Source organism: Arthrobacter sp. HMWF013, assembly GCF_003061105.1.
Classification (GTDB): Bacteria; Actinomycetota; Actinomycetes; order Actinomycetales; family Micrococcaceae; genus Arthrobacter.
The window spans coordinates 1-2,248 of the sequence record NZ_QAIQ01000559.1 but is presented as its reverse complement, the minus strand read 5'-3'; the positions used below and the strand labels follow the sequence as shown (position 1 = coordinate 2,248).

The following is a 2,248-nucleotide window of genomic DNA, read 5'->3' as shown; positions in this document are numbered from 1 at the left end:
CGGACCTGCTCGCAGATGGCCTGCTGCCACGGCGGGGGCGCCCCGATATAGGCGTCAACACGGGGGTCGCTGATGAAAGGCCTCATGCAGGAATACCCCCACCGGACCTGCAGGAATACAATCGGCTGCATGGGCACCGTTGACGATTCCTTGGCCGAACTGCCTGAACCCAACCGCGGCTGCCTGCAACGGGTGATCGAGATAGCCCGGACCGTGGTGCCGGAAGCTGAGGAGGGGATGAGTTACGGGATGCCTGCGCTGAGGTTCGAGGGCAAGCCGCTCCTCGGCGTCACCGCGGCAGCCAAGCACCTCTCCGTCTTTCCCTTTTCGCCGGCGGTGATCGACGCCGTCGCGGACCGGCTGGAAGGGTATTCGCTGTCCAAGGGGACCATCCGCTTCACCCCCGGGCACCCCCTCCCGGAGGACGTGGTGACTGACATCGTCAGGCTGCGCCGGGCCGAGATCCTCAAGTAGGGGAAGTCCTGGAAAGCACAAGCAGTCCCCTATTTCAGTCTGTCCCGGATCGTTCCATAATGGCCACATAAGCTTCGGGGACTCTCGCCAATGATGGCTGGCGGGGCGTTGCAGAGTCCCAGGTAGCCGCCCCGGCACTTGGCGCAACGGGCGGCCACGCGGACCGGGACACTGATGTTTCCCGGACCGCACCAGGGGGAGAGCATCGCCATCGTTGCTAGAACTGGATGCACAAAAGGAAATCAACATGCTCAATTCAGCGCCTATGGCAGTCCTTCCCGCAAAGGACATCAACAGGGCAAGGGATTTCTACCGGGACAAGCTGGGACTGGAACCCGCTGAAACAGTGGAAGACAGCTTGGTTTACCGCGGCGACGGCGGAACAGGCTTCCTGATCTACCAGACGGAAAATGCCGGGACGGCCAAAAACACGCAGATGGGCTGGCTCACGGACAACCTGGAAGGCGAGATGGAGGAACTGAGGGCCAGGGGCGTCGTCTTCGAAGAGTACGACATGCCCGGCCTGAAGACAGAGAACGGCGTTGTCGATAATGAATGGGGAAAGGGCGCCTGGTTCCTGGACAGCGAAGGGAACATTCTCAGCCTTTCCCAGCGACCCTAGGGAACATCCATAAGCCCTGATGGGGCGGAGCCTGTGCGGGCTCCGCCCCATCAGGGAACAGGGGACCTCATGGGCGCCCTTGAGTACTCGGAGTGGATCAAGGCCCCGCCGGAGGATGTCTGGCGGGCCTATATTGACCCGTCCCGCCTGCCCGAGTGGCAGACCGGCTCGCCTGTCATCGCCGATATTCAGGGTTCAGGGGACCACCCTGGCTCCTCCTACACCTCGACCCGTGCTCCGGGAACCGCTCGCACCACGGTGCTGTCCGCGGACCCGCCGCACCGGATCCTCACCCGGACCGTGGCCTACTTCGGGCTGAAGTTCGACGTCGACAGCCGGCTTCAGCCAGAACGCGACGGAACGTTGCTGCGCCTGCGTGCCGAGACGCACTGGCCCCGCGGGCTGGGCCTGGCGGGGAGGCTGGTGGAGCGCGCCTTACTCAGCGGGTCAGAGGCCCGCAAGGAACTGGCCAACCTCAAGGCCCTGATCGAGCGGGAGGCGGGGGAGCCACCGGTCCACCCGCTGCGCTGACCTTTCTTGCGGAAGGAGGCGCACCGGGAGCCGGCCGGGGCTAGCATGGGGCTCACCGACACACTGCGCAGTGAGGGGATGCCATGGAATCGAACGAACTGCTGCTGGACGCCTTCGGCCGGATCCGGGAAACCGTGGAGGCCGTCCTGGACGGGCTCGACGACGACGTCCTGGTCCGCCGGCCGGGCGGCACCGGGAACTCGATCGCATGGCTGATCTGGCACCTGAGCCGGGTCGAGGACGCGCAGGTGGCTTCCGCCGCCGGCCTCGAACAGGTCTGGACCGCCCAGGATTTTGTAGGCCGTTTCGGCCTCCCGCTGTCCAGGCGCGACACCGGCTACGGCCACACAACGGACCAGGTGGACGCGGTCCGGGCCAGCCCTGAGCTGCTCCTGGAGTACTACGACGCCGTCCACCGGCAGACGGCCGGATTCCTGGGAACGCTTGGCAGCGAAGACCTGGAGCGCGTGGTAGACGAGAGCTGGGATCCGCCCGTGACCTTGGGTGTGCGGCTGGTCAGCACCGTTGCAGACTGCCTCCAGCACGTGGGGCAGGCCGCCTATGCCAAGGGCCTGAAACCGGAAAGAAACGGCAGGCCGATGAACGGCACGGCAGAGGCGG

The 2,248-nt window shown here is 65.4% G+C and carries 4 protein-coding genes; all 4 read left to right on the top strand.

Going from position 1 to position 2,248, the window contains the following annotated elements; all coding sequences use genetic code 11:
• Positions 1 to 129: 129 nt before the first annotated feature.
• On the top strand, positions 130 to 474 hold the full coding sequence (locus DBR22_RS19190) for an iron chaperone (RefSeq protein WP_108600315.1): 345 nt from the start codon (positions 130 to 132) through the stop codon (positions 472 to 474).
• Between the two features lie 247 nt (positions 475 to 721).
• The gene (locus tag DBR22_RS19185; protein WP_108600314.1) at positions 722 to 1,096 is read left to right on the top strand and encodes a VOC family protein; all 375 of its coding nucleotides are present in this window, start codon (positions 722 to 724) and stop codon (positions 1,094 to 1,096) included.
• A gap of 69 nt (positions 1,097 to 1,165) precedes the next feature.
• Positions 1,166 to 1,627, top strand: a complete 462-nt coding sequence (locus DBR22_RS19180) for an SRPBCC family protein (RefSeq protein WP_108600313.1) — start codon at positions 1,166 to 1,168, stop codon at positions 1,625 to 1,627.
• Positions 1,628 to 1,710: 83 nt separating this feature from the next.
• The coding region (locus DBR22_RS19175) for a mycothiol transferase (RefSeq protein WP_108600312.1) at positions 1,711 to 2,248 on the top strand (538 nt) is incomplete at its 3' end.

What these genes read in the sequence shown, in the direction of transcription:
- DBR22_RS19190 (WP_108600315.1), top strand. Translation starts at nt 130, where the DNA reads ATGGGCACCGTTGACGATTCCTTGGCCGAACTGCCTGAACCCAACCGC.
- DBR22_RS19185 (WP_108600314.1), top strand. Translation starts at nt 722, where the DNA reads ATGCTCAATTCAGCGCCTATGGCAGTCCTTCCCGCAAAGGACATCAAC.
- DBR22_RS19180 (WP_108600313.1), top strand. Translation starts at nt 1,166, where the DNA reads ATGGGCGCCCTTGAGTACTCGGAGTGGATCAAGGCCCCGCCGGAGGAT.